This is a genomic window from Paenibacillus sp. 37, from assembly GCF_008386395.1.
Lineage (GTDB): Bacteria > Bacillota > Bacilli > Paenibacillales > Paenibacillaceae > Paenibacillus > Paenibacillus amylolyticus_B.
In genome coordinates this window covers 36,197-61,637 of record NZ_CP043761.1, presented here as the reverse complement: position 1 = coordinate 61,637, position 25,441 = coordinate 36,197, and the positions used below count along the sequence as shown (strand labels likewise).

Sequence of the window (25,441 nt, the reverse complement as noted above, 5' to 3'; positions counted from 1 at the left end):
TCCTTGCGTTATGTATATGCACTCTCACAGATCAAAAAAGTAGTGCATAGATGAGCACTCCAATAAGTAATATCACAGATACAGCAAATGCGTTTTTAAGCCAGCGCGGTGTTGTACTTTTGGAACGACGGCGGAGAGGCGTGGGGCGTGCCATCATTTCCTTCCACCCTTGTGCCGCATGACCTGCATCACGAAACTGACCTCGTAAAGCCTGATTCGTCCAATTGCGAAAAGGACCCAGTCGTTCACTGCGTTCCACCAGCGCTACAAGCTGATTCACACTTCGCAGTTGCGGTAATCCTTCGGCTGCCAGTGCCTTGAGCGCGTCTGCTTCAAGTACATGAATCAACAATAGTGCAAATGCAAATACATCATAGGTACCATCTGCCGTACGGCTGCCTGCATTCCAGAAGCCCCGATCATACCATTCGGTGAACTGTTTGACGCTTCGACCAATAGACGTAACTCCGCCATAGTCGATCAATTCCACCTGCCCATAGTCGGATACCAACACATTCTGAGGTTTGAGATCACCAAATACCCATCCCGCCTGATGCAATTGTGCCAGCTTCTGCAAGAGTCTAAGTCCCACCAGAAGTGTCCAGTCTGTCCCCTGACGCCGAATGAAGTGATGAAGTGCCTCACCTCGAACGTAACGCATCACATAAAAGGGAATATCCCGGCCACGAACGGCATAATCATCCACATCTTTAAGATAGGAAGGAATGCCGCTCTGCCGAAGGGCCTCATGATTACGCTGTAGTTGAAAAGATTTGAGCACATTGACTTCCGATTGCAGATCAACCGGATCAAATCCCATTTTTAGCGCGTAGTGTTTGCCATTTTCACACCGTTGGACAAGAAAAACGATGCCATTGGCTCCTTTGCCCAGTAGCTTCCGAATCGTGTAACGACTGCGATTCCATTTCCCTGTAACCACGGTTCCTGGCGGGAAAGAGGCGTCAGACAACGTTGTCACCGAGCATCCCTTCTCTTTCAATGCGATAGTTCCCTTCTATTTCCTGCTGTTTCTCCAGTGTACCATAACGGTAAAAATCAATCACCTTCTGAATTGCAGGACCTGTCGGCGTTGCACCCTTCATCTGCAACCTTCCAAACAGGGACCGAACACGGCCCGGATCCGTTGTCCAGTCAATATCCATTACCGCATCTTCTCCACTGTGTCGCCCCGGAAAATGAAATACGGAAAGCTTGCTCTGACCTATACGCGCCTGCAAACTTAACATTAAATCACGAATGCCTTCTTCCACCGCAGCCAGTTTGGGCTTCATGCTGGCACTGACGTCTATTAGCAATATAACCTGTAAGGCTGTAGTTTCAGCCATATCATCCATCACTTCCACGACCCGGGCGCGTTGTGCAGGCTCCAGATCGGTTACCGTTTTGGGCTCCTTCTCTCCCAAAATTTGTGTTAACTCTCTATTAACCGCCTGCTGAATGGTCTGAACCACCGTTTTCCTTGTCATCATCTGCATCGTATGGGCAAGCTGCCGTGTACCTACAATTTGACTGATTCCACCTCCGGCTCTGGCAATATCCTCAATCTCCCGACTGCCCAACTCACCAATGGTTCCATAATCAATCACACCAACCACATTAACCGTAATTCCCTCTTCCTGTGCTTCGGCCGCTGCCAGCACCGGACTTGGTCCTACATTGGAACAACCGTCGGTGATCAATAAGATTTGCTTCATCCGATATCCCTCCGTTATTCGTTACTCTCCAACTCTATGACTAGCATTGCCAGAATGAAGAGACTTCAAACAGAAGAATATGCAATTAACTGACGGTCCGTGGACGCTCCATTCGGTTGATGCCAGGCACACGCAGTGTGGCCCATTCAGGGCGGAAATGCTCTACTTTTCCAACAACGACGGTCATATCATCCAATATCTCATGCTGCTGATATCTTATGACACTTTCAAGCAGGCAATCGGCCAAATCTTGTGGATCATCTGTATCAATCTCTTGAATGAGCCGTTTCATCCATAACTCTTTGTTCACCGCATACCCCGGTGCATCATAGATGCCATCCGTCATCATAATGAGGATATCCCCTGGTTGTAGCTGTACTGTCACCAAATCCACTTCAATATCTTTAATAATACCGATTGGCAAATTGCTGGCTGAAACCTGAATAACCTCCTGTCCTCGTTTGATAAAACTTGGCGTCGATCCGATTTTCATAAACGTTGTCTCTGCCGTATATTCATCAATCAGTGCCATGTCCACTGTGGCATACATCTCTTCAGGGGAGCGCAGCATCAGAACGGAGTTCACGGATTTGATCGCCAGTTTCTCGTCCATGCCGGACTGTAACAACTGCTCCAGTATGTTCAGCGCCGCGCTGCTCTCCATGCGTGCCCGTTCTCCATTGCCCATTCCATCACTGAGTGCCACTGCAAATGTACCGTTGCCTAACTCAACCGTACTGAAGCTGTCGCCTGACATCACATCTCCCCCTTTTGCGGCGGCAGCAACACCCGTGGTAACCTCGAAGGTTTTGGCCGAACCAAACGTGACGGTTGCCAGTCCCTGACGAGGATCGGTCATGGTCTCATGCAAGACGGCAATATGCTCGTCCAGTACATCCGAGATCAGCGGAGCTATCATTTTCCGACACTCATCGAATCCACGTGTATATGCATGTACAATCTCAATCTCTACGTTGCCCGCTTCCAGATTGATGATCTCAATGGAGTGAATGGACAAGCCTAATGACTCCAGTGCGTCCCGAATCTGCTCCTCCTGCTGCACCATCTCATCACTTTCCCGCTGAATTTCTTTGGCCAAGTCCTCCATGACCTGAGATACACCGGACAATTGCTCTGCAACCAGTTGCCGGCTATCAATAATTTGACGCTTCCATTGCATGTTATGTTGATGCAGTCCATACTGGGCACGCATGACTTCAAGTACCTCTTCCGGCTTCGCACACACCCTGTTCCAGTCCACTGGAATCTGCTTGCCTGAGATCTCCGGATTTGCTTCAATCGTACTCATCACGTCCGTCATATATTTGTAGGTTTGAATAAACTTTGCATCCCAGCATTGTGTACGCTTGAAGCAGCTTGCACATGTGCCCTCGGCAACCGCATTCATGAAATGATCCATTCCACCTTCTTTCTGTACTTGTTCACCCGCCCCGGACATCTGATCAAAGCTGCGTGACAATTGACGGAATACCTGCGAGAATCGGGTTACCCGTTCTGCCGTGATATCCCGTATCCGTTTGGCATACTCATGCTGGGATTTCGTATGATCCTGCGTACCCGGTACATATTTGGATATCGCCGTCATCAGGCTTTTAGGTGTTAACATGAATAGTACGATAGCTGCACACGTCTCCCATAATGAGTTCATAACGTCGCCCGGTCCTCCCAGATATATGGATAGAATGGACGAACCCAGTAGCATGCCCAGTGCAACCGCCGCACGTTTGCCCTCTCGAAGCATACCCGCCAGCATCCCGGCAAAAGCAAGCAGGCTCATCTGATATACCGCTGACATGTCAGCCAGACTCAGAATCAAGCCGGTAATAACCCCAACTGAGGCTCCCAGGGGGGCTCCACCCACCAGCGCAAAGATTAATATGAGATAACGGGAGAGCATATGCTCGACGGATAAAGACTGAATGGTCCACCCTACGGCTCCCGTCATAACGGAAGCGAGCAATATGATCAGGCAGAGGATCTCCTCGTTCTTTAGGCTGAACTTTTTTTTGCGGTAGGTGAAGATCGGTATGGCTTGTATAAAAACAAGGGTGAGCACAAAGCTTAGTACGGAATCCATCGTGAGCATCAGCATGGCGTACCAACTGAAGGATGGCCCGATCACAACCGCGAATAATTTGACCATAAATGTAGTCGTAAAAACCATCGTTGGCGCATAAGATAATTCAGCACGATCATATGACTCCAGACCGCGGAAGAGCAGATAAAAGATGGCGATCTCCGATGCAACAATGAGTGGTACTGGAAACGGTGCAAAGAGACTGCCTGCGAGAAGTGCAGCGCCTACCGGAATGATGTAATCCCTGCGCATGAAAGCAATTACGGCAAAGTACGCAATGGCAAAGGGAGATAACTCATTCAGAATCATCGCCTTTCCGAGCAGGAAACCCATAAACGTAAGCAGCAGTACCCATTTGCGGGAAGCAACCATCTGGACAGCCTTGCGGGAGCCAAGCCAATGTTTCAGACGTACCGACAGCTCCTCCCGAGCTTCCGTACCACCTTTACCTGCTTTCATTCCCGGAAATTGAATGACATTCCACTTTTCCATCATCCTCAAGGCACCCCATTCGATTAATTTAAATTTTCGTGTTTCGTTCTCGATGGTTCTGATTATAGATAGATTAGAAGACGTAGTTTGTCAGAATAGGTGGGCAGGGTCCAAAAAGTTTACGACAAAAGAAACGAGCCTGGCGCGGTGGAGCGAACCCCCCGGCCTTATTGTAGTTTCATTCATTCCCCTACTTGATTCCGACAAACGGAATGTCTGATTTTGAACCGGAGATGGTTGGGTCTCGCCACCATTTGAGCAGGATAACTGTGGAATGCCACGGAAACCTGTCGGTAAAAAATGGTAGACGACAAATGTTCTTATGGTTCCATTTTGCCGTGCAGAAAAACTGGGGATATGGAGCTTCACCTTACAAAAAAAGCTATACAACTACTCATCTGTGAAAGAAACGCAAAAAAACCGTTAGCCCATAGGCTAACGGTTTTACTTATATGTTTAGATCAGGTTGTGACAGATTACACACGCTTAGCTCCACGGCCTCCGCGTTTGCCTTCTGTGTTCTTCTTAAGCGAAGAGATCCGCTCTTCACTATCTTTCAGGAAGCGTGACATTTTATCCTCAAATGAAGGTTTGCCTGCTGCGGGCTTGAAAGAACGGCCTCCGCGGTCACCACGGTTAAATCCACCGCCGCCACCACCACGACCTTGGCCACCACTTGGGCCTCCGCCGCTGAATCGTTCGCGATCTCCTCCACTGCGTTCCGGTCTAGGAGCTCTCGGGGGTCTAGATTGGGTTTGTTGCTCAACCGGTTTGTCAACAGCTTGCTTAATGGAAAGTCCGATCTTGCCATCCTTGTCAACGTTGATAACCTTCACTGTAACGAGGTCATTCAGCTTCAGGTGGTCGTTGACATCTTTGACGTAATTGTCGGCGATTTCCGAGATGTGAACGAGACCCGTGACACCTCCTGACAGATCCACAAATGCTCCAAAATGCGTGATTCCTGTCACCTTGCCCTCTAACTTGGTGCCCACTTCAATTGCCATAGAATAAAATGATCCTCCCTTAAAAATATACAACCCGATTTTTTGAATGCCAAAATCAATGCTGCGCTAATGTAATTATACCTTATGCCATAAACCAAGGTCAACTGAACACTACCCCATCAGAGAGCCTATTTTTTCCGGTTTAACGGCTTCAGACACACGGATAACAAACCTAGCTCGGTAATAGACCGAATTCCATCAGTTCCCTGACTCTTCAACCTGGATCGGCGTTTCCTCAGGAAGATAATATCCTTTTTTCCGTGCCAGCTGTCCTATGTATTCAGGGTCATTCAACCGGCTGACTTCGTACTTCAACTGTTCCAGCTTCTTCAACGTATCTTCCTTTGAAGCTTGCTGAGTGGCCAGATGAGAACTCTTGTCCGAAATTTGTGCAGTCTGCACAAGGAATGTATATCCTGCCCATATTACAAATACAATCATAAACGTCATCCAAAGCATGAGGCGCCTTTTTGCACCGGCAGATTTTCCTTGGTTAGTTGGAGCCTTTGATCTGCCCACAGGTGTTTTACCCATTACGGACCTCCTTAAAACCAGCGTTTCCATATCGCTGCAATTCTTGTACCCACACGGATCATGAAGCGTGGCGTTACCCAATATTTCAGGAGCGGCCTAAACATCCAGCGGAACAACTTGCCGAAAGGTACCAAACACTGCAGCACCAGCCTGCCCAGGAATAATAGTATCGCAATTACAAAACCGAATAATACGCGAATTAACTTATAAATTCCTTTAGCCGGCATAACGATCAGGATGTTAAGGATATGTCCACACCAATGAATCAGCGTTCTTGCGAGTTTAATTAACATTACCACAAAACGCTGGGTTGTAACACTTAAAAGCCAAAAATAGAAGCAAACCCCTATAATCAGCCCCAAAAAGACATAAAACCGCAACTGTCCGTGGTTTCCGGCGTATAGCATCCGAAAAACGAACAGCGCGGAAGCAACCCAGTACAACAGATCGAGCGTGTGAATACTCCATCTCGGAAACCGCAGCTGTCCGGACAGTACCCGGTAACTGTCGTAGGCCATTCCCATCACGACCCCCGAAGTAAGCATCCACATCAATGTGATCCATTGAGTATCCGGACTCATCGGAACATCTTGCCAAACAGGCCTTTACTATTCTTGTTCTGGGAACCGGGGTCCAGATATTGCAGAGAGCTAACTGTGCCTTCAATGGATAAGAGACCTTCCTCCAGGCTCAGGTTTTTGATATGTAAATTGTGCCCCCGGATGGTCAGATGCCCAAGTTCAGTCTGCAGCAAAAATTCCTCACTGTCGAAGCTCTCCACGTTGGAGACACCCGTCAGATCCAGCAGTTTCCGATTCTGCATGCTCAGATGATGCTGTTTGGCCTTACCGTGCTCAACCATGGCATGTACCCCTCCTTCTTACACCTAGCTTATGGATGAGGAGGTTGGAATAGAACCAGCGTTGTTGAACAAATAACCCGGTATCCAGTAAAAAAACAAAAACGCCCTTCCCTGTTACAGAAGGACGTTTCGATTCAACTTGCATTGATTGAATATTTAAAACCAGATGTACTGTTACCAGTTCATTCCGTTATCCTTGGCGATCGGCTCTTCCTTCACCAAGGTGTAGAGGCTGCTCGCCTCATCCTTCTTAGTACTCTCGGCAATTCGTTCCACCCTCACGGTGACCAGTTTCTGACCGAACTGAACCGTCAGCTCATCGCCCACTTTGACAGCGGCGCTGGGCTTTGCTTCACGTCCGTTCACCAGAACACGTCCCTGTTCAGAGACGTCCTTGGCCACAGTGCGGCGTTTGATTAGCCGGGAGACCTTCAGGAATTTATCAAGACGCATTATTTTACGGCTTCTTTAAGTTTGTTGCCTGCTTTGAATGCAGGAACAGTGGACTCAGGAATCACGATTTCATTCCCTGTTTGTGGGTTACGTCCGGTACGACCGGAACGTTTGCGGGTCTCAAAAGTGCCAAAGCCGATCAATTGTACTTTGTCTCCGCTGGCAAGTGCATCTGTAATTTCTCCCAAAAAGCCGTTCAATACGGACTCAACGTCTTTTTTAGTCAAACCACTTTTGGTTGAAATGTTGTTAATCAGATCTGTTTTGTTCATTTTTAAAAGCCTCCCAAATTGAAAAAAAAGTATCTGCGATTCCTGACAATGCATCGATTGCCGCTGATTCGCGTTAGGTCACTACACATGTATTCTGGCTTGGTATCTGAAATCCTGCCTTGGTCCGCGACTTTTTTTAGCTTTTTGTCGATGGTCCGCAGGCAACAGTCTAAGACCAGTACCCGAAACCATCTGTCGCTAAACACCAACTCCAATTTACACAGATGAACACATGTTCGTATTATCATAACACACTGCATAGCATGAATGGAATAAAGTTATCTGGCTTTCCCAGAAAATTGAACCCGTTATAATCCTGCCTTCTTCGCATCCTGCCAGAATTGCTCCATCTCTTCTACATTGCTATCTGCTGGTGTTCTTCCCTGTTCACGCAAACGCTCCTCGATATACTGGAACCGCCCGACGAACTTGCGGTTGGTCGCAGCAAGCGCCTCTTCCGGGTCCGTATCGATGAATCTTGCAACGTTCGCAGCTGCGAATAATAAATCACCCAGTTCGAGCTTCCGTTCTTCCGCAGACTGGCCTTGTTGCACCGCTTCTTTCAACTCCGCCAGTTCTTCCTCGATCTTGGCAAACACACCTTCAACATCATCCCAGTCAAAGCCTACTTTGGCTGCTTTCTTCTGTAACTTGTATCCCTTCATCAATGCAGGCAAGTCACGCGGTATACCATCCAACACGGAAACCTTCTGCTGATCCTGGCCTTTGCGCTTCTTCTCCTCTGCCTTCATCTGTTCCCAGTTCTGAAGAGCTTCATTCGCATCTTCTGCCTGATTATCTCCAAAAACATGTGGATGGCGGAAGATTAGCTTATCATTCAAACCTTCGATGACATCATACACATTAAATGTGCCCACTTCTTCTTCCATCTGGGAGTGCAATAAAATCTGCAGCAGCAGATCACCCAGCTCTTCTTTCATATGGTCGGGGTCATCCTCATCGATCGTCTCAATGACCTCATAGGTCTCTTCAATCAGGTTTTTGCGGATGGACTGATGCGTCTGCTCCTGATCCCATGGACAGCCACCCGGACTGCGAAGAATATTGACGATCTCATGTAAACGCGCAAAGGATCTGCGACGCAGGGCATCATCATTGTTCTTCGGCACATAGATCAGTGACAGATTGCCGTACCCTTCGATCCGGTCCAGTTCGTGCAATGGAATCTTGTGAATGACCTCCTGGTCCTGTACACCCAACGCGTGACCAACAAATACCGGATAATCATCCGGGTAAACCTCCATCAGGCATAGCTTCACATCCGAAGCAGTGAACACATCGTAGACTTGTCCGATCAACGTATGTAGCTGTGGTTGTACCAGTTCTGTGTTCAGGCTGCTGGCATCCAGGAGTTGAAACCCTTCGATTGGATCGAATCCAAGTCGTATAAAAGCTTCATCTAGGAAGCTCTCCCCGCCCATGACACGCAATGAGATACCCATCTGTGGACAACGTTCTTTGAGCAGGCGTACACTTGCTTCTGCTACCATCGGATGACCGGGTACGGCATACACAATCTCCGTTCCGGCCTCACCCTTGCGAGCGGCTTCTATCAGTTGATTCGCGATCTCATCATACACCTCGGGGAAGGAGGACTTCGCCTCATAGATGCCATCAAATGATGTCATCTCTAGTCCCTCCTGCTTCAAATCATTCAATACGGGATGATCCAGGGTACGTACATACAGCGTAGCTGCCTGTTTCATTTTTTTGATAATACCTACGGTCAGTTGGTCTGCATCTCCAGATCCAAGACCCACTACGGTTAAAGCTGCACTCATTACATAAACCTCCATCCGGACTACCCTGTCCAGGCTCATAATCATCGTGTCTGAACAGGACTAATTACATGTATTATACCAGAATCATTCGATATCCTATAATTGTATATTAGCTGTGCTGGGTGTAGAAGCACCGTGAGCATGGAGCTAGCGCAGCACACGCAGTCTGTGCAGCAGCTTGGCAAGGCGAGGCCCTAACTTGGGCACGGCCGCCAGCTCTGCGGCGGTAAGTAGCCCTGTCCGGGCCGCCGCCAGCAAGAACACGGCCGAGCCTGCGGCAATGCCCAGCAGGCTCACGCCCATCGCGGCCAGCCTGCGATCGGCCGCGACACCCATGCCGCCGAGTACCGCTTCGGCGGCCCAGGCCGTGCCTACCGCCGCCAGACTCATGGCGGCGATCACCAGCGCCGGCTTCGCCAGGACGGCGCCAGGGGCAGGGCGCAGGGCGACAAGTCGCGCCAGCAACGCCACATTCATGCCAGCCGCCAGCATGTAGGCGACTGCGCCTGCCAGAGCCGCGCCGCTGATGCCCAGCGCCGGCACAAACATGACGTTCAGCAGCGCCTTGACGCCTGCGGCGGCCAGCATGCTGAACGCGGGTGCACGCACGGCGCCGAGGCCTTGCAGCAGCGCCGCCGCAATAATGCTGACGGTGCTGCCCGCAGCCGTCAGCGCCATGTACCGCAGTGCTTCGGTGCCTGCGGCATCTCCGTACAGCATGCGGTTAATCGGCTCCGCCAGCACCGCGAGACCCGCGGATGCCGCCAGGCCGATCAACCAGAACCAGCGCAGCGCGAGGCCTGCTTGCTGCCGGACGGCTTCTGGCCCGCCCTTTAATCGGGCTTCCGCCATCGCCGGAATAAACAGCACAGATAGTGACGTAGCCAGCATCGTCACCAGTTGAACCAGCGGCAATCCACGGTTGTAGATGCCAAAGGAAACCATCGACTGAAGCTCATCCAGTCCTTCTCCCCGCAGCAATCGGGGCACGGTGAAGGTATCTACCAGATTCATCAGCGGTACAGCCAGCGACCCGAGACAGACGGGAATGGCGTACATGAGCAGCGTCTTGATCCACTCACCATTGGATCGTGATCGTTCTGCCAGAGCGGGGCTAACAGCACTCACCATTTTCCTCTGTGGCGTAACTGGTCTATGCTCTTGATGCTCCTGACGTTCTGATCCAACCTCTCCGCCATTACTGCTCCATTCCGACGAATCCAATTGCCCTGTGACCACTTCCCTGTCTTTCCGCCGATGACGCACCATGTACCCTAACATGGTTAACAGCCCAACCATTCCACCAGCAACGGAGCCCATCATTGCACCAGCGGCAATAGTCTCAAGCGAAGCGTCCCGTCTCATCAACCACAGAAGCAGAACAATCATGACGGTGACACGTATCGTCTGCTCCACCACTTGTGATACCGCTGTTGGAACCATCTGCTGTAATCCCTGAAAATATCCACGCAGCCCTGTCATCAACGGTACGAACAACAACGCCCACGAAGCAGCACGAATTGATGGAACCACATGACGGTTGCCAATCATGTCAGCGATCAGCGGCGCACCTGCATACATCATGAGCGCCATTATAATTCCAATTCCCCCGAGCAGTAGGGAAGATAGTCGAATAATTCTTCTGCTCTCGTCTGGTCTTCCGAGTGCGTTCTGTTCTGCTACGAATTTGGATACGGCCAGCGGCAGTCCTGCAGCAGCAAGCGTGATAATGAGCATATATAACGGATACACCGTATTATAAATGCCAAATACACCGTCTCCTCCCAGATTCTGCAGCGGAATCTTCTGAAAAGCACCAATGATTTTGGAGATAATGGCGGCAAGACCAAGTATAAATGCACCCTGTAGCAGCCTTGAGCCTGTAGATGGCTGTTTCATAAGTCCCTCCTGCGTAATCCTTTTAAGCATACCTTGCTATTATAACTGCCTGAAGGCACACAGACTAACCCTCCCCATCACAATCATCCGGATTATCTTCGTTGTCCCTTGAAATGCAAAAACTCCCGTATGCCCAAGACAGGGCACCAGGAGTTGATCTGCGGTCTATTGTTCCATTTGCTTGCCAAGGAAACCAGCAGCTGTCTCGGACATCTTCACTTCCATCTGAGACATCTTCACCGATTCATCCTTATTGAACAGGATAACCGTTCCGATGGGGTCACCACCTGAAATAATCGGCGCAATAACAAAAGAGGATAACGTCTCGTCATGATCTTTGCTAAGCTCATAAGAACCGTTGTTGGTTTCCAAAATGGTCTTTCTGTTTTCCATACATCCCTCTAACAGTTGACCTACCTGCTTGTCCAAATACTCTTTTTTCGAACCACCTGCCACCGTGATAATGGTATCCCGGTCAGAAATCATCGTTACATGTCCTGTACTCTCATACAGGGATTCTGCATATTCTTTGGCAAAATCACCAAGTTCGCCAATTGGCGAATATTTTTTAAGGATAACTTCTCCATCACGATCCACGAAAATTTCCAGTGGATCACCTTCACGAATACGTAACGTACGGCGGATTTCTTTTGGAATGACCACACGACCAAGGTCATCTATACGGCGGACAATACCAGTAGCTTTCATTTCACATGTTGCCCCACTTTCTCGAGAAGATTTTTCAACTACTGTTCCTTAATGGGTAGAGGAAAGTCCCAGAACGTTTAGTGTGATATCTTGACCATAGTATTCATCTGTTCCCATTTCCTTATACATGCTTCGGAGAATATAGTTGTGTAACTTTCGAAGAAGGCGACCATGTACCCATACGGCTTGAATATATAAAAGAAGAAGCAAGAAGGAGGTCCTAAGTCCTCCCCTTGCTTCTCTGTATGGTTGTCCATATTTACGTAGTACAAGGCATTCATTTCGGGCGAATTCAACCCTGAACGTATGCTAACACAGCAAATTTACCAGCTTACTTGCTGCTTGTACCTTCATCTGTAGTTGCATCTTTGTCTGTTCCAGTCGTACCTTGGTCAGTCTTGGTATCCGTACCTGTGGAGTCATCCGTTTTTGGTTCGGTTGTTTTCTCTCCTTCAGTTCCTGTACCCGTTGTACCTTCAGTTTTGCCTTCTTCAGCTTTTTCTGTTTTTGGCAACTTAACTTCTTTTACGATTTTGTCCAACTCATTTTGCATGAACGTATCGATCTCAGCAGCTGCCAATTGGCTCTTCAGACTTTCTTTTTGTTCAGCCGTCAATTTAGCAAAGTCAGCTTCTGTACGAGCTTCCACTTTCATGACGTGGTAACCGTACTCTGTCTCTACTGGATCACTGATTTTGTTCAGTGGCAATGTTTTTGCAGCTTCCTTAAATGCCTCTACCCAGCTGCCTACAGGTGTATTTTCATACAGTCCACCCTTTTCAGCAGAACCTGGATCTTCGGAATATTTTTTTGCAATTTCAGCAAAATCAGCTCCGCCATCCAACTTGGTTTTTACTTCTTTTGCAATTTTAAGTGCATCTTCTTTTTTACGCTCTTTTTGCGTTTTTGGATCTGTGAAGTTAATCAGCACGTGACGGACGGAAGCCGTTGTGAACTGATCTTTGTTTTTCTCAAACTCAGCCTTGATTGCATCGTCCGTAACGCCTGTTTCTTTATCTTTGATTACTGTCATGATCCGAGTCATGTAGTTTTTAATGTTATCGTCTGTCAGGTTCTGAGCTTTGAGCATTTCTGTCCATTGATCTGCCTGAACAGAAGCTTTCATTTTATCGAATTGCTCAGTTGCCGCTTTGGTACCGGCTGTTTTGGCATCTTCGCTTGCTTTGCCACTCAGATATTCATAAGCAACTTCCTGTTTCACCAGATACTCTTTGAAATCGTCCATATCCATCATTTGTGCATACTCTGGATAGAGGAATTTCATGACACGTTGCTCCATGTCAAATTCATTGGCTGTAATAGTACCACCATCATACGTAGCGACTACAGCACTTGTATCCGTCGATTCCGGTGTTTTTGCTTCTTCCTTCTTGCCACATGCAGCAAGCAGTGATAAGGATAGTACTGCGACCATGCTCACAGACAGTACTTTTCCTACTTTTTTATACTTTGGTAACATCCTTTAGTTCCCCCTTTGATTTAAAAGCAGTTTTCATGGACTCCAGAATTTTCTCTACCAGCTCCATCAGTTGCTTATCCCCAAGCCCCTTGCCTTTAGCGTGAATCAGCATATGGGGTCCTTGTTCAAATTGTACACGTCTTTCGAACTGATTTCCAATGTGCGCGATTTTTGAGAGTTCAAAGGCATGTTCACGCCCTTCATAGAACTTCACAGTAATGTCCTCACCACGTTGGGAGATGGATTCAATGCCGTAGATTTTGCCGTATACTTTCATCCGCGCAACAGCCAGCAAGTTAATGACAGCTTCCGGAAGATCACCGAACCGATCAACCAATTCGTCTTCCAACTCCATTGCATCGTCGAAGGATGCAATGACCGCCACTTTTTTGTAGATCTCAATCTTCTGAATACTGTCATAGATATAATCGGACGGCAAGTAGGCATCGATACTGAGATCCAGGGTTGTGTTCCACTGGTCTGAAGGTACCGGCTCTTCACCAAGCATCGTAACTTTGCGTTTGTTGATCTCCTCTGCGAGCATCTGCGAATACAGATCAAACCCGACGGAAGCGATGAAACCATGCTGCTCCGCTCCTAGCAGATTTCCCGCACCACGAATCGACAAGTCACGCATGGCGATTTTGAATCCTGAACCCAGTTCGGTGAATTCTTTGATGGATTGCAGACGTTTCTCAGCAACTTCAGTAAGCACTTTATCCCGTTGGTACGTAAAATAGGCATACGCAATACGGTTGGAACGACCCACACGTCCGCGCAGCTGATACAGCTGGGAAAGTCCCATTTTATCCGCATCATGTACGATCAGTGTATTTACGTTTGGAATATCTACCCCGGTCTCGATGATACTTGTGCTCACAAGCACGTCATATTCACCATCCAGGAAGTCCAGAATCGTTTTCTCCAGCTCTGTTTCCGACATCTGACCATGTCCCACACCAACTTTGGCTTCAGGCACAAGCTCAGAAATTTCGGCAGCCATCTCCTGAATTCCCTGAACACGGTTGTAGAGGTAATACACTTGCCCACCACGGGCAAGCTCACGCTCAATGGCTTCCCGAACAAGCGCCTGGCTGTGTTCAACCACATAGGTCTGCACCGGGAAACGATTCTCTGGAGGAGTCTCGATAACGGACAGATCACGCACACCCAGCATGGACATATGAAGCGTACGCGGAATCGGCGTTGCCGTCAGCGTCAGCACGTCCACATTGGTTTTCAGCTTCTTCAGTTTTTCCTTATGAGTTACTCCAAAGCGCTGTTCTTCATCAACAATGAGCAGTCCCAGGTCCTTAAATACCAGGTCCTGCGACAGCAATCGATGCGTCCCGATGACAATATCCACTGTGCCTGCCTTGATGCCTTTGGCTGTTTCATTCTGCTCTTTACGGGAGCGGAACCGGCTAAGCACATGAATGTTGAACGGATAACCGGAGAAGCGCTCACGGAACGTCTCAAAATGCTGCTGTGCCAAAATGGTTGTTGGCACGAGTACAGCCACCTGTTTGCCTTCAATAGCTGCTTTAAATGCAGCTCGAATAGCCACTTCGGTTTTGCCGTAACCAACATCCCCACACAATAAACGATCCATTGGACGGTTTTGTTCCATGTCCTTCTTGATTTCTTCGATCGCACGCACCTGATCACGTGTCTCATCGTAAGGGAACATGTCCTCAAATTCCTGCTGCTCCGCAGAATCCTTGTCGAATCCAAACCCTTTGGAGGTCTGACGCTCTGCATACAGCTTAATTAGATCATCAGCAATATCCTGTACGGATGTGCGGACTTTATTTTTAACCCGTGTCCACTCATTGCCGCCCAGTTTGTATATTTTCGGTTCTTTTTCTTCGGAACCAACATATTTCTGAATCAAATCAATCTGCTCAATAGGTACAGACAGTTTGTCTCCACCCGCATAGAGAATATGCATGTAGTCCTTATGAATACCGCCTACCTCGAGGGTGCCGATCCCAAGGTACTTACCAATCCCGTGGTTCTGATGAACGACATAATCGCCCACTTTTAGCTCGCTATAGGATTTGATCCGTTCAGCATTGTCTACATTCCGAATCGGTTTGCGTACTTTACGCTGTTTTTGCGAGAACATCTCGCCCTCGGTCACAACAGCCAAATGAATGGACGGCATTTCAAATCCCGTTTGCAAATTACCGATCATCATCTCTGGCTCTGGAATATCATAGTCCATCAGTACCCGGCGCATCCGCTCGAGTCGCTCCTCACCGTTCGCCAGCATGAGCACTTGGACTCCAGCCTTATGCCAACGCTCCATCTCTGCCTTCAGTACGTTCATCTGTCCGTGGAAATCCTGCATGCCACGACTGATGAAGTTCAGAATGTTCTGTGGTTGGGTGTGTGGAACTTGGCGCAAAAAAATCGACATAAATAGCGTCTGGAATGGACGCTCATACAAGAGTTCATCACCGTCTGCGGATAAAGGAAGATCCGGAAGTGTTTTTCCGTTTTGCATCAAATGAAGATTCCACTCCGATTCATCACGGTCAAGCTGTTTCGATGTCTCCGATAGTCTGGCAGGCTCATCAAGAACCAGCAGGGTATCTTCTGGCATATAGTCGTAGATCGTTTTGTTCTCCGGATAGAGCGGAGAAATATATTTATACATTTCGGAGAAATACACGTGCTCCCGCAAAAGCTCGATCTCCCGGTGAATTTCTTCACGGAGACGCAGCTTCGCCTGCCGATCCGTCATTTTCTCCAGCTGTTGCTCCAGCAAAAGAGCAGCCGCATCGGCAGCCTTTTCCATTCGTTCACGATCTGCAATTAACTCCTTGCATGGTAAAACCGTAATTTCCTCAATCCGTTCAATCGAACGCTGATCCGCGGGGTCAAATGTCCGAATGGAGTCGATCTCATCATCAAATAACTCCACCCGATATGCGATCGATGAAGTAACCGGATAGAAGTCGATGATACCTCCGCGTACACTCATCTCACCACGAGATTCCACGCGTTCCACACGCTCATATCCGAGCTTTACCATCTCCAGCAGGAAAGAGTCCAGTTGAAGTGTGTTGCCCTGTTTAATCAAAATTCGAGCATTGGCCATCACTTCCGGAAGCGGAACATAACGTCTTACTCCGGAAAAAGGAATAACAACAACGCCCCTGAATCCCTGGGCGCAGCGGACCAACACATCAATACGCTGACCCAATGTTTCCGGGCTGGAAACAGCAGCTTCCGCAGCGACAAGTTCGTTGGCAGGATAGATTAACACCTGATCAGGTGAAAGCGCTTCCTGTAAATCTTCTGCAATTTTTTGAGCTGAAAACATATTATGTGTTACTACGAGCAATGGTCGGTTCATTTCCTGATGCAAGGCAGCCAGCATAATCTGACGCGCCGAGCCGGATAGACCCGAAACCAATTGTTCCTTCATGCCGGACTTGATTCCGGCTGTAATGGACCCGAAGTCCGGATCTTTGGAAAAAGCCTGTATAAGTGCTTGTAACAAAAGGGGCACCTCTCTTATAACTTACTTGATTATCTCACGCATACGCGTAACATCACTATTAAAATGGATACAAATTCCTTTTTGTCCTGTTTCATCATATCGGATTACTCGCAACATTGCCACATCTGTTGATGCGGCTGAGCCTGATTTCGAGATAGCGATGGCTTTCATGCCAACTGAAAAGAAGCCTCAGCAGGCTGCCAAGGCTATAAAAGGTGGAGCGTTATTACGCAACCGCCCTCAACTGTCATTCGATCCTGTACGGGCGATGTCTACTGAAGCGGACTCGCGAGCAGGCTAAGCTCTGGATTGTGCTCCAGGGCTTCCTTACAGTAATCACATGTAATCCGAACGGTAATGTCACCACCGGAATTATACGCTATTATATCCCTCCGCTCGTCGGGGGTCAAGAAATGAAAGCCGAGCTCTACTTCCGTTATCCGGGCAGAATCGATTCGTCCAATAAAGGTACGGCAATGCCTACATACGTAATTCACTGACATGTTTATGCCTCCTGAACATGGTTTATACATCCAGTATGTCCAGTATGGCTGAGATTGAACCCGTCTTGTATGATCATTTTACCAGTATGTCTAACAAAATTAACCGTTAAACTTCGCCATTGTTTGTTCAAACGTATGAGTCAAGCTATGCTCCAGAGCATCACATGTTTGCTCAATGGTCTGATCAAGGGCTTCTTTTTCTTTCTTCATGAATGTCGACAGTACATAATCAACAATGGCATGTCCTGGTTCAGGTCGGGATATTCCCATGCGCACGCGGTTAAACTGCTGTGTACCGGTATGCTGAATAATGGACTTGATTCCATTATGTCCGCCTGCACTACCTTGGTAACGCAATCTGACTTTGCCAATCTCTGTATCCATGTCGTCGTACACAACAATCAGATCTTCAAGACTAACTTTATAAAAATCCATATATGCTCGAACCGATTCACCAGACAAGTTCATATAGGTCATTGGTTTGATCAGTACAGTTTTCACACCGCCAATATTGCCTTCTCCAATCAGCGCTTTACATTTATTCTGTGTAATGGAGATATTATGACGATCAGCCAACCGATCCAGTGCCATAAAACCGATATTATGACGGGTTTTGGCATAGTTCGAGCCTGGATTTCCAAGTCCGACAATCCACTTCATCTTGTTCCCTCCTTCGGATTAGCCTGAGGTGAGGCATAGACTTCGAATCTTATATTTCATATAATATCAAGAAAGTAAAGATCGATTTACTGTAGTGTTCACAGTTAATATTTTATCGACCCAGGAAGGTGAGCGGGTTTTGCGCGAAGACAATGGACAACTGACTCAACATAGCGATTTTATCTATCATCTCGAATATCACGTACCTGTACAGGTATACGACCGCGACACCCATATTGAGATTGGTCTAATCACACGTTTCGATAATCAATTCGTGGAAATTGCCGACACGCTTTTTCATCGGCGTCGTTTCCGATTTATCTCCCGCCCGGGGTATTAGCTGACCAGCGTCTGTTTCACTTTTAATAAAACGGCACGCCGACAGGGGTTACATTTTCCATTGAACCGGAAAACGTAACCCCTCTACTACTTTATGCAGACATCCTTATTCAATTTCAAACAGCTTGCTGATTGACAATTCCTCATGAACCCGGATAATTGCTTCTCCGAGCAAAGGCGCTACAGACAACACTTTGAGTTTGCTTGTCGGATTAGCATGCGTAATTGGAATGGTATCCGTTACGATGACTTCCTTCAATGGTGCATTCTCCAAACGTTCCATCGCAGGTCCGGACAATACCGGGTGAGTACAGCACGCGTATACTTCTTTTACGCCGCCTTCCATCAGAGCATTCGCTCCCAGTACAATTGTTCCCGCCGTGTCAATAATGTCATCGATCAGGATAGCTGTTTTACCCTCGATGTTACCGATAATGTTCATCACTTCGCTCACATTTGGCTCAGGACGACGTTTATCGATAATTGCCAGGGGTGCATTCAGGAAATCAGCCAGTTTACGTGCGCGCACTACGCCACCGTGGTCAGGCGACACAACAACCGGATTTTCGATCTGTTTCGACCGGAAATATTGAGCCAGAATTGGCACGCCAAGCAAATGGTCGACTGGAATGTCGAAGAATCCCTGGATCTGCATTGCATGCAAGTCCATCGCGATAACACGAGTTGCACCCGCTTTTTCAATAAGGTTGGCAACCAGTTTCGCTGTAATCGGGTCACGCGAACGTGCCTTGCGATCCTGTCTTGCATACCCATAATAAGGAATAACGACGTTAATCGTCTTGGCAGATGCCCGTTTGAGTGCATCAATCATAACGAGCATTTCCATCAGGTTATCATTAACCGGCAAGCAAGTGGACTGCACGATATAAACGTGACAACCCCGAACACTCTCGGAGAGTTTCACTTGAATCTCGCCATCACTAAAGCTGGTTGTGTGAGATTCACCCATAGGGATCCCGATATAATCAGCAATTTGATGGGCAAGCTTGGGGTTAGAATTGCAAGTAAATATTTTTAATTTCGAATCAAAATAAGTCATAAAATAAAAACCCTCCGTGCTGGTTCATTGGAATCAATAAGCGTCTGCGACATGTCGGCACCTCCCCGATCTTCGGGAGGCAATCTTGTTATCAAAACCCCTTATTGGGGTTTGGCATTTTGTTTCTTGGCTTTGGCACGTCCGCGAATCTTCTCCGCATAACCAGGTTTATTCTCCTGACGTGGACGAGCAATGGCCAGATCATTCTCGGGAACGGAATGGGTAACGGTGGAACCAGCAACCACATAAGCGCCTTTTCCTACCGTAATCGGTGCAATCAGATTGACGTTGCTGCCTACAAAAGCATCATCTTCAATCGTTGTCACAGCTTTATTATAACCATCATAATTGACAGTTATTGCCCCGCATCCAACATTTACGTTTTTCCCTACTTTGGCATCTCCAATATAGCTGAGATGAGATACTTTGGAACCTTCATCAATTGTAGCATTTTTCACTTCAACAAAGTCACCAATTTTTACGTTGCGACCCAGTTTAGTCCCTGGACGCAAATTAGCAAATGGACCTACCGTTGCATCAGAACCAACCTCGGCATTGGATACTACCGAATGTTTAATCGTAACTCCGTCCTGAATAACGCTGTCTTCCACATCTGCCTGAGGACCAATATGACATGCTTCGCCGATGGAAGTTGTGCCTTTGAGGATCGTCCCCGGATACAAAACTGTATCTGATCCAATCGTAACATCCGCTCCGATATATGTCGATGACGGATCAATGATTGTCACACCGTTCAACATATGGCGTACGGCAAGACGTTCACGCATGAAGGCTTCGGCTTGCGAAAGTGCCAATCGATCGTTAACCCCGATGGATTCCGCGATGTCATCCGACATGTAAGCTTCAACCACATCTCCATCATTACGCAAAATGCCGATTACGTCTGTGAGATAATATTCTCCCTGAGCGTTCTGGTTCGTTACTTTATCCAGCGCAGCGAACAATTTTGCATTATCGAAACAGTATGTGCCTGTGTTAATCTCATTCACAGCATCTTCCTGTTCGTTGCAATCCTTCTGTTCTACGATCCGCTGTACAGAACCATCTTCTCCACGTATTACTCGGCCGTAACCTTTGGGATTGTCCAACTGAGCCGTAAGTACTGTCGCTGCTGCCCCGCGACTCTCATTGTGATTCATCAGTCCTTCCAATGTCTCACGAGTCACGAGCGGTGTATCTCCACAGACCACAATTGTGGATCCTGCTTCGCCGCCAAGCAAGGATTTAACTTGCTGTACTGCATGACCTGTGCCCAGTTGTTCCGCCTGGAGTGCATACTCTGCTCTGGAACCTAAAAATGACTGCACCGCTTCGGCACCATGGCCGACGACAACCACACTGCGTTCAACGCCTGCGCTGAGTGCTGCATCCAGCACATGTCCAACCATAGGTTTACCGCATACGGGATGCAGTACTTTGTACAATTTTGATTTCATTCGTTTGCCTTGCCCTGCGGCAAGAACGATTGCCATTCGTTTCAAAATTAACGACCTCCTGTTCTGAAAAACCCATTGAAATGCATTGCTTATCTATATCCAATGAGTATCGTTCAGCCGGCTTCAAGCCGGTCCTGTTCATCGCCTGCTGTCTCTGTAATCACACGTAACAACGCGGACACCAACGAATCGTGACCTATATGTATACGCCGTGTACCTGCGAGCTTAACCGAATCCCAATGATTCCTAAGATGCCGCCCTGCCACCAAGCGCACGATGCGCTTTTTGTTCTCTGCTAATAAACTCAATACTGAATATATCTTATTCCGGTCAAAAAGAAAAGAGAGCCATAAGACATGGCTCTCTTTTCCTTCGAACCCCAATAATGTTCTTAGGCACCTTCTTCAATGACTTCTTCCTCAGTTGCCGCACGATCGTATTCAGTCAAAACTGCTGCCTGAATCTTCTCACGTGTACCGGAAGAGATCGGGTGGGCGATATCACGGAACTCTCCATCAGGAGTACGTTTGCTCGGCATAGCAACAAACATTCCGTTGTTACCATCAATGACACGAATGTCATGAACGACGAATTCGTTATCGATGGTAATGGATGCGATAGCCTTCATTCTCCCCTCCGAGTTAACACGGCGGAGTCTGACATCCGTAATTTGCATGTGTGTGTTCACCACCTTTTTCCATCAGAACTTGGTGTATAATTCCACACAGCATATACGAACTCCTTCTTTTTATAACCACAAAAATTTCCTAATTTCAGGAATTTTTTTATTTAATACACAATTCGACAACGTTCATGCCAGGTCGATGGAAAAGACCTTTTAACGACATAACATTCGTCATCTTTCTACAGGTCAAAATAGTTGCCAGGCTTGACGGAAATCTGTCTGCTCTTGGCATCAACCGCTGTCAGTTTCGCCAGAGATACGTAATCTGTTAGCAGGCGTTCTTCTGAATCTACAGAACCAGATTCCACCAGTACCCCTACCCCGGCTACTGTAGCATTAAACTCGGCCAAAAGATCGATCATTCCTTGGACCGTACCCCCGGCCTTCATGAAGTCATCCACAATAAGTACTCTGGAATGCTCACGCATCGCCCTGCGGGACAGGGACATGGTATGCAGACTTTTATGGGACCCGGATACATAATTGATACTTACGGCCGATCCTTCTGTAGCCTGATGGTCCCTGCGTACGAGCACGACAGGCAGGTTGAGCTGGGCACCGGTCGCATAAGCCAGTGGAATTCCTTTGGTTTCTACCGTCATAACCACATCAATATTCATATTGCCAAAGGCCGTTGCAAAAATCTTGCCGGCTTCATTCATCAATGCAGGCTGACCAAGCAAGTCGGACATGTACAGGTATTCTCCAGGCAAGATCCGATCAGGTTGCGCGAGCTGGGTCGAGAGCCGCTCCGCAAATGCCAATGCCAGTTCTCGGGATACCTTCGGAATCCATCTTACTCCCCCTGCTGCTCCAGCCAGTGTATGCAGTTCTCCTGACCCACCTTCTTCGAACACTTCCTTGATAATCGCCAAATCTTCACTAATTGAAGACTTTGCGGCACCATAACGTTCGGCAAATGTGGTCAACGGAATAACCGTATGCGGTCTGGACAATAAGTATTGCGTCATTTCAACCAGCCTTGCGCTTCGTTTTAACTTCTTCACAGAGATCCATCCTCACGATCACGGAAACATCCAAATCCGAATAATTATTTAAGAATATAACACCTTTATACGTGTTTGTACATTATAAAAGCGAATTTTACGTCAACATACGCACAGCGTACACTTCTTTACAGAACCCTCGCAGACCATTGTATATCCGGGCAACCTTGGATTCTTTGGAAACCAGACCAAATACCGTTGGACCGCTACCAGACATTAACACGCCGTCTGCACCCAATCGAATCATGGCATCCTTCAGATGCTGAACTTCCGGATACAGTTTCAACGTTACATCTTCAAGCACATTGCCCATCTGATTACAGACTTCCGTAAATGATTGATTGCGAATAGCCTGCTCCATTTTAGCTGCACTCGGATGACGAACAATCTTGTCACTGCGGAACCTTCCGTACACATCGGCTGTAGACACGTTAATCGGAGGCTTGGCCAGAATTACCCAGCATTGCGGCGGATTAGGAATGGGAGTTAACTTCTCACCACGGCCTGTAGCGAGTGCAGTTCCTCCTGTGATACAGAATGGAACATCCGACCCAAGTTCAGCTCCAAGCTCCTGCAGTTCGTGATCCGGTATATTCAACCGCCACAGACGGTTCAATCCACGCAGCGCTGCTGCTGCATCACTGCTGCCGCCGGCAAGTCCGGCTGCAACTGGAATCTTTTTATCCAGATGAATATGGACACCCGTACGCACGTTATAGCGCTCCTTAATGAGTCTGGCTGCCTGGAAAGCCAGATTCTTCTCGTCGAGCGGGATATAACCCGCCTGACTGGAGATAAAAATGGTATCTCGCGGCAGCTCCGACATTTCCAGCCGATCAGCCAGATCGACCATGGTCATGATCATTTCAACTTCATGGAATCCATCGCTTCTTTTATGTAAAACGTCCAGCATCAAATTAATTTTAGCAGGCGCTTTTTCGTAAATTTTCAAGGCGTTCACCCGTCCTCACCTTTTCCCTAAGACAACTTAACATATTATATCAAAATGGGGCTGTCAAGTCATTTGTATTCCGCATCTAAGGGGAAAAAGCGGGGTAGTTCCTGACGGATTTCCCCGCTTTTCAGTCTGTTTGAATCGGATTAAGATTTGCGGGCAGCCTGCTCAGCAAGTTGAATGGCTCTTTTCACCATGTTTCCTGCATCCTTGGCTTTAATTCCACCCCAACCTTCCTGTTGGACCGTATCATAGAAGCCCAGGTCTTTCGCGAGCTCATTCTTCAGATCCTCTGACATAACACTTCTTCTTCTGCGACTCATGAACCATCCTCCTCCAAAGTATCCTTCATAATGTGATGAGTTCGTTCACGTTTTGGACATCTTGTCATCAGGCTATATTCAGTTTCCTGCATTGCTTTAAGAAACTGTCCTTCACCTGTCCATATAGTATGCCGCGACCGTTCCTCGCTCATTCCTGAGTATGTATGGGTTACGTTAGAGGACGAATTGGTGTTTAAAAAAACAAAAAAGCGATCCGCCTTGTGGGGCGAATCGCCTGTAAATCGATACTTACGTCTCCATATAGGAGCTATGCGTCTGGCTGCCCGGGTCATAAACCATGACTTCCACCGACTCCGTAAGTATATCCGCATAACTATAAGATACTCGCTTGAAGGTTTCTTGCTCCTCATCAAGCTTAACAATAAAAACAGAAGGGTACGTTTCTTCCAATACACCCGTACGCTCAATGGTCTTACGGCGGCCACCATTAGCCCGCAACATAATTTTCTGACCAATATGTGCATCGAGATTGCGTTTGATATCCAACAGCGTGTTTTTAGCCATTGTCGACGACCACCTCTTTTCTTGTCCATTATACCGGATTTTACAGTCATTGTCAAATCAAAACTAATTATTATATCAGCATCAAAAAGTTGTTGTCAATGAATTTTTTTGCAAACAAAAAAAGCCCCAAATTGGGACTTTAAATGGCCTACATCAGACTGCCGACGGGTTCACTTTTAACGTAGATAAATCATTCAGCCCAGGCAGACCTACCCGGTAACTCCCCCGTGTCTCGACACCACCCACACCCTGGCTACCACTGATGGTATTGTGCAGAACATCACTCATATTGACCGTATCACGCACAGAGGTGAAGGAGGCCTTGGCTGCCACATAGACCGGGTCAAGTGCATGAATGAGAATTCTGCCTGGAGAACTGGCAAAGTTCGCTCCAGCGCGCAGCAGTGCCTCAAAATGGGACTGACAGGCCCCTGCCACAATAGTGAGTGCGTCCAGATGGCGTTCATATTGTCTGGCCACCTGAATGGCCGACACAAAATTTTGCGAGTTCTTGTAGCTACCAAGACTATATAAGTCATAGGGCTGACGTGTCTTTAGCACCCCATCATGACCCGTAATAACTACGATATCCGGACGTACTTTGGGTAATAAGCGGTATAAGGTATCTGCCATTGCCGATTCATGGACATATTGTCCCTCTGCGGGCACACGAAGTTGCTCATAGAGATCCATACTTTTTTTCAAATAGTTCGGATCTCCATCCAGATGAAGCACCTTTCCAGGCATTTCAAAATAAGCCGGTTCCTGCTGAGCAGACCAATCCTGTACCAGACCTTCGCGATTCCGCTCAGCCTGTTCCATACGATTCTGCTGCAGGCGGGACAGGGTCTGATGTGCTTTAACATGCGCCTGTCTGGTCTTGGCGCTTTGCGGTTCATAGGGAACCTGTATCAAATCGTCCACCGGGGAATCGGCAAGCAGCCGGAACTCAGTCCCTTTAATGACCGCAGCATCCAACTGGAGGCCTTCCACCCGAAAAGTCACATCGCCGCCGTATGACTTCCGAACGACCAAGTCTCCGATATTCATCAACGTAATCACCTCTACCCCATCGTATGGGCAGAGACCCGGTT

The 25,441-nt window shown here is 47.8% G+C and carries 27 protein-coding genes; 1 reads left to right on the top strand and 26 read right to left on the bottom strand.

Annotated features, from left to right (window positions below):
* Positions 1–31 precede the first annotated feature (31 nt).
* The 17 genes from F0220_RS00290 to pth all read right to left on the bottom strand — a co-directional run bounded on the left by F0220_RS00290 (position 32) and on the right by pth (position 17,996).
* Entirely contained in the window at positions 32–979 is a 948-nt protein-coding gene (locus F0220_RS00290) for a serine/threonine protein kinase (protein ID WP_105602440.1), read from the bottom strand.
* Positions 963–1,715, bottom strand: coding sequence for a VWA domain-containing protein (locus tag F0220_RS00285; RefSeq protein ID WP_091018321.1), 753 nt, complete (start codon positions 1,713–1,715; stop codon positions 963–965). Before F0220_RS00285 ends, F0220_RS00290 begins: the two co-directional genes overlap by 17 nt.
* 85 nt (positions 1,716–1,800) lie before the next feature.
* Complete coding sequence (gene spoIIE / locus F0220_RS00280) at positions 1,801–4,308, bottom strand: stage II sporulation protein E (protein ID WP_179198589.1); 2,508 nt, start codon at positions 4,306–4,308, stop codon at positions 1,801–1,803.
* A 473-nt stretch (positions 4,309–4,781) separates the two neighbouring features.
* Positions 4,782–5,312, bottom strand: a complete 531-nt coding sequence (locus F0220_RS00275) for a S1 domain-containing RNA-binding protein (RefSeq protein ID WP_017691357.1) — start codon at positions 5,310–5,312, stop codon at positions 4,782–4,784.
* Positions 5,313–5,510: 198 nt separating this feature from the next.
* Positions 5,511–5,846, bottom strand: coding sequence for an FtsB family cell division protein (locus F0220_RS00270; RefSeq protein WP_017691358.1), 336 nt, complete (start codon positions 5,844–5,846; stop codon positions 5,511–5,513).
* Between the two features lie 11 nt (positions 5,847–5,857).
* On the bottom strand, positions 5,858–6,427 hold the full coding sequence (yabQ, locus tag F0220_RS00265; protein WP_105602442.1) for a spore cortex biosynthesis protein YabQ: 570 nt from the start codon (positions 6,425–6,427) through the stop codon (positions 5,858–5,860).
* Positions 6,424–6,708, bottom strand: a complete 285-nt coding sequence (gene yabP, locus F0220_RS00260) for a sporulation protein YabP (protein ID WP_105602444.1) — start codon at positions 6,706–6,708, stop codon at positions 6,424–6,426. The genes yabQ and yabP overlap by 4 nt, the downstream gene beginning before the upstream one ends.
* Before the next feature lie 174 nt (positions 6,709–6,882).
* Positions 6,883–7,161 (bottom strand): RNA-binding S4 domain-containing protein, encoded by a 279-nt coding sequence (locus tag F0220_RS00255; protein ID WP_017691361.1) that lies wholly within the window; start codon positions 7,159–7,161, stop codon positions 6,883–6,885.
* Entirely contained in the window at positions 7,161–7,433 is a 273-nt protein-coding gene (locus tag F0220_RS00250) for an HU family DNA-binding protein (protein WP_017691362.1), read from the bottom strand. The genes F0220_RS00255 and F0220_RS00250 overlap by 1 nt, the downstream gene beginning before the upstream one ends.
* Positions 7,434–7,741: 308 nt before the next feature.
* Positions 7,742–9,235, bottom strand: a complete 1,494-nt coding sequence (gene mazG / locus F0220_RS00245; protein WP_105602445.1) for a bifunctional methyltransferase/pyrophosphohydrolase YabN — start codon at positions 9,233–9,235, stop codon at positions 7,742–7,744.
* A 147-nt stretch (positions 9,236–9,382) separates the two neighbouring features.
* Positions 9,383–11,134: a putative polysaccharide biosynthesis protein gene (locus F0220_RS00240; protein WP_105602447.1), complete on the bottom strand. Its 1,752-nt coding sequence runs from the start codon at positions 11,132–11,134 to the stop codon at positions 9,383–9,385.
* A gap of 165 nt (positions 11,135–11,299) precedes the next feature.
* Positions 11,300–11,842 (bottom strand): stage V sporulation protein T, encoded by a 543-nt coding sequence (gene spoVT, locus F0220_RS00235; RefSeq protein ID WP_036606123.1) that lies wholly within the window; start codon positions 11,840–11,842, stop codon positions 11,300–11,302.
* A gap of 331 nt (positions 11,843–12,173) precedes the next feature.
* The gene (locus F0220_RS00230; RefSeq protein WP_091018326.1) at positions 12,174–13,322 is read right to left on the bottom strand and encodes a peptidylprolyl isomerase; all 1,149 of its coding nucleotides are present in this window, start codon (positions 13,320–13,322) and stop codon (positions 12,174–12,176) included.
* Positions 13,306–16,833, bottom strand: a complete 3,528-nt coding sequence (mfd, locus tag F0220_RS00225; protein ID WP_105602448.1) for a transcription-repair coupling factor — start codon at positions 16,831–16,833, stop codon at positions 13,306–13,308. Before mfd ends, F0220_RS00230 begins: the two co-directional genes overlap by 17 nt.
* A 21-nt stretch (positions 16,834–16,854) precedes the next feature.
* Positions 16,855–17,004 (bottom strand): hypothetical protein, encoded by a 150-nt coding sequence (locus tag F0220_RS32760; RefSeq protein WP_219845541.1) that lies wholly within the window; start codon positions 17,002–17,004, stop codon positions 16,855–16,857.
* Positions 17,005–17,105: 101 nt separating this feature from the next.
* Positions 17,106–17,336: an anti-sigma-F factor Fin gene (locus F0220_RS00220; protein ID WP_017691368.1), complete on the bottom strand. Its 231-nt coding sequence runs from the start codon at positions 17,334–17,336 to the stop codon at positions 17,106–17,108.
* A 99-nt stretch (positions 17,337–17,435) separates the two neighbouring features.
* Positions 17,436–17,996, bottom strand: coding sequence for an aminoacyl-tRNA hydrolase (gene pth / locus F0220_RS00215; RefSeq protein ID WP_036606126.1), 561 nt, complete (start codon positions 17,994–17,996; stop codon positions 17,436–17,438).
* A gap of 139 nt (positions 17,997–18,135) precedes the next feature.
* Here pth and F0220_RS00210 point away from each other — a divergent pair, with 139 nt between their 5' ends.
* Positions 18,136–18,336, top strand: coding sequence for a hypothetical protein (locus F0220_RS00210; protein WP_024633712.1), 201 nt, complete (start codon positions 18,136–18,138; stop codon positions 18,334–18,336).
* A 105-nt stretch (positions 18,337–18,441) separates the two neighbouring features.
* Here the strand turns inward: F0220_RS00210 and F0220_RS00205 are convergent, their stop codons facing one another.
* From F0220_RS00205 to yabG, 9 genes are all read right to left on the bottom strand, one after another.
* On the bottom strand, positions 18,442–19,395 hold the full coding sequence (locus F0220_RS00205; protein WP_017691370.1) for a ribose-phosphate diphosphokinase: 954 nt from the start codon (positions 19,393–19,395) through the stop codon (positions 18,442–18,444).
* A 101-nt stretch (positions 19,396–19,496) separates the two neighbouring features.
* Positions 19,497–20,888, bottom strand: a complete 1,392-nt coding sequence (gene glmU / locus F0220_RS00200) for a bifunctional UDP-N-acetylglucosamine diphosphorylase/glucosamine-1-phosphate N-acetyltransferase GlmU (RefSeq protein WP_197997996.1) — start codon at positions 20,886–20,888, stop codon at positions 19,497–19,499.
* Between the two features lie 77 nt (positions 20,889–20,965).
* Positions 20,966–21,160: a hypothetical protein gene (locus F0220_RS00195; RefSeq protein ID WP_124118801.1), complete on the bottom strand. Its 195-nt coding sequence runs from the start codon at positions 21,158–21,160 to the stop codon at positions 20,966–20,968.
* A gap of 83 nt (positions 21,161–21,243) precedes the next feature.
* The gene (gene spoVG / locus F0220_RS00190) at positions 21,244–21,528 is read right to left on the bottom strand and encodes a septation regulator SpoVG (RefSeq protein ID WP_017691372.1); all 285 of its coding nucleotides are present in this window, start codon (positions 21,526–21,528) and stop codon (positions 21,244–21,246) included.
* Between the two features lie 188 nt (positions 21,529–21,716).
* Positions 21,717–22,544 carry a pur operon repressor gene (gene purR / locus F0220_RS00185; RefSeq protein WP_017691373.1) on the bottom strand — a complete coding sequence of 276 codons (828 nt, stop codon included), beginning with the start codon at positions 22,542–22,544 and terminating at the stop codon, positions 21,717–21,719.
* Between the two features lie 97 nt (positions 22,545–22,641).
* Positions 22,642–23,496 (bottom strand): 4-(cytidine 5'-diphospho)-2-C-methyl-D-erythritol kinase, encoded by an 855-nt coding sequence (gene ispE / locus F0220_RS00180; RefSeq protein WP_036606140.1) that lies wholly within the window; start codon positions 23,494–23,496, stop codon positions 22,642–22,644.
* Positions 23,497–23,645: 149 nt separating this feature from the next.
* On the bottom strand, positions 23,646–23,822 hold the full coding sequence (locus F0220_RS00175) for a small, acid-soluble spore protein, alpha/beta type (protein WP_017691375.1): 177 nt from the start codon (positions 23,820–23,822) through the stop codon (positions 23,646–23,648).
* 249 nt (positions 23,823–24,071) lie between these two features.
* Entirely contained in the window at positions 24,072–24,347 is a 276-nt protein-coding gene (gene veg, locus F0220_RS00170; RefSeq protein WP_017691376.1) for a biofilm formation stimulator Veg, read from the bottom strand.
* A gap of 153 nt (positions 24,348–24,500) precedes the next feature.
* Positions 24,501–25,397, bottom strand: coding sequence for a sporulation peptidase YabG (yabG, locus tag F0220_RS00165; RefSeq protein WP_091018332.1), 897 nt, complete (start codon positions 25,395–25,397; stop codon positions 24,501–24,503).
* Between the last annotated feature and the right edge of the window lie 44 nt (positions 25,398–25,441).

What these genes read in the sequence shown, in the direction of transcription:
- F0220_RS00285 (WP_091018321.1), bottom strand. Translation starts at nt 1,715, where the DNA reads ATGAAGCAAATCTTATTGATCACCGACGGTTGTTCCAATGTAGGACCA.
- spoIIE (WP_179198589.1), bottom strand. Translation starts at nt 4,308, where the DNA reads ATGATGGAAAAGTGGAATGTCATTCAATTTCCGGGAATGAAAGCAGGT.
- F0220_RS00275 (WP_017691357.1), bottom strand. Translation starts at nt 5,312, where the DNA reads ATGGCAATTGAAGTGGGCACCAAGTTAGAGGGCAAGGTGACAGGAATC.
- F0220_RS00270 (WP_017691358.1), bottom strand. Translation starts at nt 5,846, where the DNA reads ATGGGTAAAACACCTGTGGGCAGATCAAAGGCTCCAACTAACCAAGGA.
- yabQ (WP_105602442.1), bottom strand. Translation starts at nt 6,427, where the DNA reads ATGAGTCCGGATACTCAATGGATCACATTGATGTGGATGCTTACTTCG.
- yabP (WP_105602444.1), bottom strand. Translation starts at nt 6,708, where the DNA reads ATGGTTGAGCACGGTAAGGCCAAACAGCATCATCTGAGCATGCAGAAT.
- F0220_RS00255 (WP_017691361.1), bottom strand. Translation starts at nt 7,161, where the DNA reads ATGCGTCTTGATAAATTCCTGAAGGTCTCCCGGCTAATCAAACGCCGC.
- F0220_RS00250 (WP_017691362.1), bottom strand. Translation starts at nt 7,433, where the DNA reads ATGAACAAAACAGATCTGATTAACAACATTTCAACCAAAAGTGGTTTG.
- mazG (WP_105602445.1), bottom strand. Translation starts at nt 9,235, where the DNA reads ATGAGTGCAGCTTTAACCGTAGTGGGTCTTGGATCTGGAGATGCAGAC.
- F0220_RS00240 (WP_105602447.1), bottom strand. Translation starts at nt 11,134, where the DNA reads ATGAAACAGCCATCTACAGGCTCAAGGCTGCTACAGGGTGCATTTATA.
- spoVT (WP_036606123.1), bottom strand. Translation starts at nt 11,842, where the DNA reads ATGAAAGCTACTGGTATTGTCCGCCGTATAGATGACCTTGGTCGTGTG.
- F0220_RS00230 (WP_091018326.1), bottom strand. Translation starts at nt 13,322, where the DNA reads ATGTTACCAAAGTATAAAAAAGTAGGAAAAGTACTGTCTGTGAGCATG.
- F0220_RS32760 (WP_219845541.1), bottom strand. Translation starts at nt 17,004, where the DNA reads ATGAAAGCCATCGCTATCTCGAAATCAGGCTCAGCCGCATCAACAGAT.
- F0220_RS00220 (WP_017691368.1), bottom strand. Translation starts at nt 17,336, where the DNA reads ATGTCAGTGAATTACGTATGTAGGCATTGCCGTACCTTTATTGGACGA.
- pth (WP_036606126.1), bottom strand. Translation starts at nt 17,996, where the DNA reads ATGAAGTGGATTGTCGGACTTGGAAATCCAGGCTCGAACTATGCCAAA.
- F0220_RS00205 (WP_017691370.1), bottom strand. Translation starts at nt 19,395, where the DNA reads ATGACTTATTTTGATTCGAAATTAAAAATATTTACTTGCAATTCTAAC.
- glmU (WP_197997996.1), bottom strand. Translation starts at nt 20,888, where the DNA reads ATGGCAATCGTTCTTGCCGCAGGGCAAGGCAAACGAATGAAATCAAAA.
- spoVG (WP_017691372.1), bottom strand. Translation starts at nt 21,528, where the DNA reads ATGCAAATTACGGATGTCAGACTCCGCCGTGTTAACTCGGAGGGGAGA.
- F0220_RS00175 (WP_017691375.1), bottom strand. Translation starts at nt 23,822, where the DNA reads ATGAGTCGCAGAAGAAGAAGTGTTATGTCAGAGGATCTGAAGAATGAG.
- veg (WP_017691376.1), bottom strand. Translation starts at nt 24,347, where the DNA reads ATGGCTAAAAACACGCTGTTGGATATCAAACGCAATCTCGATGCACAT.
- yabG (WP_091018332.1), bottom strand. Translation starts at nt 25,397, where the DNA reads ATGAATATCGGAGACTTGGTCGTTCGGAAGTCATACGGCGGCGATGTG.